Raw genomic sequence first — 6346 nt, forward strand, 5'->3', positions numbered from 1 at the left:
CCTTTCATTAATAATTATAGTAAATACTGATATCTATTACAATGAATTTAAGAAAATGATATCATAAAAATCCCTTCGATTTTATCACGCCCTTAAATTGCATCTAGTTGTAGTCAAAAACCAAAATAATTTTATGGGTACAGTTGTGTTATACTTATTCCAACGGAGGCTTTTATGTTCATAAATTTAAACGACGAGGATTATTTGTACAATCAAATTTACAATTCCATCAAAGAAAAAATTAACACCAAACAATTGAAGACCAACGACAAGCTCCCTTCCATCAGAAAATTGTCGAACGAGCTGAATATTTCGATAAACACCGTTTCGAATGCGTATTACCAATTGGAAAAAGAGGGCTACATTCGTTCCAGTGAGAGAAGCGGTTTTTTTGTCGAAAAATCCGGAAATATTTTGCTAAACGATTCCGTTTTTGATGACTGCGATATGATTGTTGACGAAAAGGATGATTTCAAATACGACTTTTCATTTTCGGGCGTTGACAAATCCTGTTTCAAATACAAGCAAATCAGAAAAGCTTTCAAGGATTCAATTAATGAAGATGATGATGCCATCCTGGGAAATGTCGACGGGCTTGGGCTTTTTTCGTTGAGGCGTTCGATTGCAAATTATTTAAAAAATTTCCGTGAAATAATCGTCAATCCCAACCAAATCGTCGTCAGTTCCGGCAGCAACGAGTTGTTGATTTTGATTAAAAATCTTCTCAACAATCCTGTTTTTGGCTTTGAAAATCCAGGATACGCTTATCACGGAATTGGCTTTTACAACAATTTCATCAGCAGAGCAATTGCAGTGAACGAAGATGGAATTGATATAGATTTTCTGAAACAAACAGATGCAGATGTTGTGAGCGTGACTCCTTCTCATCAGTTTCCGACTTCTGCGATTATGCCGGTTAACAACAGGATTGATTTGCTGAATTGGGCGTATTGTAAAGATGACCGCTACATTATCGAAGATGACTACGACGCTGAATTTAAGTACAAGCTGCGTCCAATCGCTCCGTTGAAGACGTTGGATGTGAATGATAGAGTGATTTACATTGGAAATTTCTCCCGTACTGTGACTCCGGCTATGCGTGTGAGTTTTATGGTGTTGCCTAAAAATTTGATGAACAAATTTCATCGTATGTTGAAATCCGAGAGATGTCCTGTGTCGATTTTCGTTCAATCTGCACTGTCCAAGTTCATCGACAGCGGTGATTTTGAAAAGCAAATCAACCAGATGAAAAAGGTGTATTCGAAGAAATACGAGATTATTTTCTCGAAGATTAGTGAATTAAAATACGTTGATTTCGAAAAAACCGACTGCGGAACATCCGTCGTGATAAAAGTCGACAAGAGAATTGATAATGAAATGCTGTTGAAAAATTTGAGAAAAAAATCCGTTTTCATAGAATCCATTGACGATTATTACCTGGACAAAAACACGAATACCAATGTTTTTTTGATTGGATTTGCGAAGATGAGCTACACCGATATTTCCGACGGAATGGATATTATCGTAGATGTTGTGAATAATCTTGTCAATTAGATTACAAAATAATGTAAAAGAGTTATAATAAAATAAGAAAATAATTAGGAGGTTATTTATGCAAAAATACGAAGATTTAGAACCAAAAAAAGTTTTTTATTGGTTCAAACAGTTAAATAATATTCCTCGTGGTTCTGGAAACGAAAAAGCTGTGTCCGATTTTTTGGTTGATTTTGCAAAACAAAGAGGTTTGGAAGTTCACCAAGATTGTCTCAACAATGTCATCATCAAAAAAGATGCCACAAAAGGCTACGAAAATTCCGACGCAGTTATTTTGCAAGGACATATGGATATGGTCTGCGAGAAAGCCGACGATTCAAACCACGATTTCACAAAAGACCCTATCACAATGCACATTAAAGACGGATTTGTTTATGCAGATAACACGACTTTGGGAGCGGATGACGGAATTGCCGTTGCGTTCTGCTTGGCGATTTTGGACTCCGACGATGTATCTCATCCAAAATTAGAAGTTTTGATAACTACTGACGAAGAACGTGGAATGGACGGAGCAAACGCAGTGACGGCTGAGCACTTGAGCGGAACTCGTTTGTTGAACATCGACACGGAAGATGAGGGAGATTTTATTGTCAGCTGTTCCGGCGGTGCGAATGCAATCACAACTTTCAAAAGCGAAAAATCAGAAGGCTTGTCGAGAGCAATCGAGATTTCAATTTCTGGTTTGAACGGTGGTCATTCCGGCCTTGAAATTCAAAAGCAAAACAAAAACGCCATCAAAGTTATGGCGAGATTATTGAACAAAGTCGCTTTGGAAATGGATTTTAGATTGCAAGAAATATCCGGCGGCTCTAAACACAATGCCATCGCAAAAAATGCCCACGCTGTGATAACTGTCGATGATTTGGAAAAAGCTATGAGCATTTTGAATGAAATCGGCGAGTACGTTCGTCACGAAGGAAGAAAAACTGACCCTAATTTCGTATTGGATATCAAAGAAACCACAGTAACTGATTTCTCCTATTCAAAAGAAACTTCTCAGTCAATCGTCAAGTTCTTGTATTTGTTAATCAACGATGTCATCTCAACTTCGCAAGACATCGAAGGTTTGGTTCAAACAAGTTCAAACGTCGGCATCGTCGAAGCAGACGACGAAAAAATCAAAGTAACTTGCTCTGTAAGAAGTTCAGTGAAAAGTGAGCTTCACAATATGTTCGACAAAATAAAATCATTGGCCTATTTGACTCACGGAACAACAGTCATCGAAAAAGAATACCCAGCTTGGGAATTCAACACAGAAAGTGAATTGGCAAAAATCGCCCCTAGTTTGTACGAAGAAATGACTGGCAAAAAAGCCAACGTCACTGCAATTCACGCAGGTTTGGAATGCGGTTTGTTGAAAGGCGTACTTCCAAATTGCGATATGATTAGTTTCGGCCCAGATATTTTCGGTGCTCACACTCCGTTGGAACACTTGAAAATAGACTCTACACAGAGAATGTATGATTTCACGTTGAAATTATTAGAAAAATTAAAATAGCAAAAAATTAAGGAAAGTTCTTTTTGATGAACTTTCCTTTTTTAATTATTTGTATTCATGATTTTCTAAAACATGGATTAAATCTTCATTAGTTTCTTTACTTTTTTGAACTTCAAACATTCCAATATATGAGTAAAAATCTAACACATCAATATCTTTTATCTTTTTATCTATCTCTGAATCCGATATGTTTTCCCCATTCATTATCAATGATTTTTTAAGATAATGTTTGATATCTTTTGGGGATAGTTTTGTTTGATAATTTCTCGATTCTATATTATCTTCATCCACTTCTTTTTCTACGACATACCCATCCTTGTTTTCAGATATTAAAATCCTCATTATCGCGCCTTCTCCAGATTTTTGGTCCTTAGTAGAAATCCAGGTCTTCACCAAAACCATAATTTTGTCTTTACTTTCAAACTTATCCAATATTTTCAACTCGGATAATTCATAATACTTGTAATCTGGTTTTTTAGCTAAAAATTTTTCAAGGTCAGCGCTAATTTTAACTTTATCTGCGTTTTTATCAATCTTGTAATATTTTTCAACTAAGAAAGCTTTTACAGTTTCGTTTATATTGGCTTTCTCCTTCTCGTCAATGTCTACCTTTACTGTCTCATTTTTATTAGCTTTTGGCTCGTCAGTTTTAATCTCTTTTTTTTGACAAGACGATAAAAGTAGCGCCACCACAGCAACGACTATCATCGCTTTTTTAAATTTACATATACCCATTTCTGTTCCCTCATCTTTTATGATTTGATTTGTCCCTACATTCTGATTTTGGCACTAGTATTTTGATTAAACAAAATCGATAATGCGTACAGCTTTTTTTCGCCTATTTTTAACATCTACCCTTCAATTTAATTTTAATTCCACTGCTTGTAAATATTTATTGTTGGTGAATTTATGCAAATTTCAACGCAACAACTGTAAGATAATTCTTTTGAAATAAAAATTCCGAAATCCAACGAGTTTCGGGATTTTTGCTTCTATTTATATATCTCTTTTAATAAATTGTCCAATCTCTCAAGTGCTTGTTCGATGACTTTCGTAGGAGCTGCGATATTAAATCTCAAAAATCCCTCGCAATTTCCAAACGCCCTTCCATCTGTGAACACAAGATTTGCTTTTTCTGCGAGAATCTTGATTAGCTCATCGCTTGTCAAACCCAAACACCTGAAATCCATCCACATAACATAAGTCGCTTGTAGTGGGTTGACGATGATTTTAGGGTATTTTCCCTTGAAGAAATCGTAGACTATTTTTTGGTTAGTGTCCAACACTTTTATCACTTCGTCGAGCCAATCTTCTGCCTTGTCAAATGAAATTCCAACAGCTTCAAGCCCCATAACATTGACATCCTTGCTCCTCATAACATCCAATGTTTGGTTGTATTTTTCTCTCATTGAAGGGTTGGAAATTATTGTATATCCACACAAAAGTCCTGCCAAATTAAACGATTTGCTGGCTGATTGACACACAACTACATTTTCCACCAATTTTCTGTCCAATGACAACACAGAAGTGTGAGTGTTTCCCGGCATAACAATGTCTTGCCATATCTCGTCGACAACTACTGTGACATTGTTCTCATTGGCAATAGTAATCGCTTTTTCCAAATCGTCCTTGCTCCACAAAATCCCGCCAGGATTGTGAGGATTGCACAAAATCACCATTTTGTTCTCGTCCTTCTTGCATTCTGATTCGAATTTTTCGAAATCAATCGAATAATGATTTGTCTCATCGCAAATAAGCGCAACATCATTCATAACCCTGTCGTTTTTTTCAACAGCAAGTCTGAACGGTCCGTAGACAGGTCTCATAATCATAACAGAATCGCCCTTTTCGCTAAAAGCACGAACAGCCGCAAAAAATCCATCGACAACAGAAGGAACTGGAACAATCCATTCTTTGTTTATAGTCGCATTGTGGCGTTTCTCATCCCATCTTACAATACTATCGAAAAATCTGTCAGTAGGAGCACAATAACCCAAAACCAAATTATCTAAGCGTTTCTTCAACCCATCTATGATTTGAGGTGCATTTTTAAATTCCATATCGGCAGCGCTGAAAGGAATAACATCCTTTTTCATATTTGGAAATTGTTCCGAGCGAATTTCCCACTTCCTAGAGCCCATTTCATTTCTATCGTACACCGTTTCAAAATCGTATTTCATTTTAATCTCCTTTAATCATTTATATATTTTTAGTATAACACAAAACAAAAAGAGGGCATCCCCTCTTTGTAAATTATTCGTTCAATTGTGAAGTGCAATACGGACATCTAGTCGCAGTAATATCTATGTCTTTCTTGCAATAAGGACAAGGTTTTGTTGTAGTCACCGTCAATTGTTGCATTTTGCCCTTGAATTTTTCAATAGATTTGATGATGGCAAAAACAACAAATGAAATTATCAAAAATTTAATGAAAGCGTCGATAAACAAACCGTATTGCAATTTAACTCCCAAAATATCAAGAGATAAATCCTTCAAATTAATTCCAGCTATCAAAGCGCCAATAATAGGTCCAACCAAGCCGTTGATCAATCCATCCACCATTTGCTTGACAGCAGAACCCATAATCACTGCAACAGCAAGATTTACAACGCTGTCTTTCATAATAAACTTTTTGAAATCTTCAAACATAACTCAAAGCCTCTACTCGTTCATAAGTTTCTTCTTCTCTTTTTGCAAAAAATAAACCTGCTTTTGCAACTCATTGATAGCGTGCTTACATCTTTTCTTGTTGGAATGAATTTGCATTTGAATGACAGAATCAAACAACTTATTGTCGAAATAATCTAACAAGAAAAAAGTCCTCTTGTATCTGTACCCAACGCTCAAATCCTTATTCAAATCAATCATAATATTGTTGAATTTTCTAATCGCCAAGTCAGCTTTTTCCGATTGGCGCCTAGCCTTGTTCAAATTCGACCTCTTAATCATAGTTGTGATAGTCTTGCCCTTAAAAATATCAAAAACTCCCCAACCGGACGCCGTATTCAAATAAGATTGAACCTGCTTCAAACTCTCTATAGCAATTTCCCCAAGCTTAATAGCCTCGTTGACATTGTATAATCTAGACCCTACTTTTGCTCTCAACATAAAAATCTTCCTTTCATAAACTATTTATACCCCGAAAAAATATTCTCAACCAATAAAAACAAATAATAAATTTTTTTAAATGCAACGCAATAAAAAATCAACCACCGCAGTGATTGATTTTTGCTCGTTATGGTCTTCCCATTTCAACTATTTTTTTCATATAATTGTCAAACATTCTGATTCCAT

6 protein-coding genes are annotated in these 6346 nt (G+C 35.8%); 2 read left to right on the forward strand and 4 right to left on the reverse strand.

Going from position 1 to position 6346, the window contains the following annotated elements; translation table 11 throughout:
- Positions 1-174: 174 nt before the first annotated feature.
- Positions 175-1554: a PLP-dependent aminotransferase family protein gene (locus Q0X02_RS03315; RefSeq protein ID WP_297811514.1), complete on the forward strand. Its 1380-nt coding sequence runs from the start codon at positions 175-177 to the stop codon at positions 1552-1554.
- A gap of 58 nt (positions 1555-1612) precedes the next feature.
- A complete protein-coding gene (locus Q0X02_RS03320; RefSeq protein ID WP_297811516.1) occupies positions 1613-3052 on the forward strand; it encodes an aminoacyl-histidine dipeptidase in 1440 nt (479 codons plus the stop codon).
- 45 nt (positions 3053-3097) lie between these two features.
- Here Q0X02_RS03320 and Q0X02_RS03325 read toward each other — a convergent pair whose 3' ends face one another.
- From Q0X02_RS03325 to Q0X02_RS03340, 4 genes are all read right to left on the reverse strand, one after another.
- Positions 3098-3787, reverse strand: a complete 690-nt coding sequence (locus tag Q0X02_RS03325) for a hypothetical protein (protein ID WP_297811519.1) — start codon at positions 3785-3787, stop codon at positions 3098-3100.
- Between the two features lie 257 nt (positions 3788-4044).
- Entirely contained in the window at positions 4045-5232 is a 1188-nt protein-coding gene (locus Q0X02_RS03330) for a MalY/PatB family protein (RefSeq protein ID WP_297811522.1), read from the reverse strand.
- A gap of 73 nt (positions 5233-5305) precedes the next feature.
- Complete coding sequence (gene mscL, locus Q0X02_RS03335) at positions 5306-5701, reverse strand: large conductance mechanosensitive channel protein MscL (protein WP_297811525.1); 396 nt, start codon at positions 5699-5701, stop codon at positions 5306-5308.
- A 12-nt stretch (positions 5702-5713) separates the two neighbouring features.
- Entirely contained in the window at positions 5714-6160 is a 447-nt protein-coding gene (locus Q0X02_RS03340) for a hypothetical protein (RefSeq protein WP_297811528.1), read from the reverse strand.
- Between the last annotated feature and the right edge of the window lie 186 nt (positions 6161-6346).

Source organism: uncultured Finegoldia sp., from assembly GCF_947252345.1.
Taxonomy (GTDB): Bacteria; Bacillota; Clostridia; order Tissierellales; family Peptoniphilaceae; genus Finegoldia.

Excerpts from the sequence above, each read along its gene's own strand:
- Q0X02_RS03320 (WP_297811516.1), top strand. The coding sequence starts at position 1,613 with ATGCAAAAATACGAAGATTTAGAACCAAAAAAAGTTTTTTATTGGTTC.
- Q0X02_RS03330 (WP_297811522.1), bottom strand. The coding sequence starts at position 5,232 with ATGAAATACGATTTTGAAACGGTGTACGATAGAAATGAAATGGGCTCT.
- Q0X02_RS03325 (WP_297811519.1), bottom strand. The coding sequence starts at position 3,787 with ATGGGTATATGTAAATTTAAAAAAGCGATGATAGTCGTTGCTGTGGTG.
- Q0X02_RS03315 (WP_297811514.1), top strand. The coding sequence starts at position 175 with ATGTTCATAAATTTAAACGACGAGGATTATTTGTACAATCAAATTTAC.
- mscL (WP_297811525.1), bottom strand. The coding sequence starts at position 5,701 with ATGTTTGAAGATTTCAAAAAGTTTATTATGAAAGACAGCGTTGTAAAT.
- Q0X02_RS03340 (WP_297811528.1), bottom strand. The coding sequence starts at position 6,160 with ATGTTGAGAGCAAAAGTAGGGTCTAGATTATACAATGTCAACGAGGCT.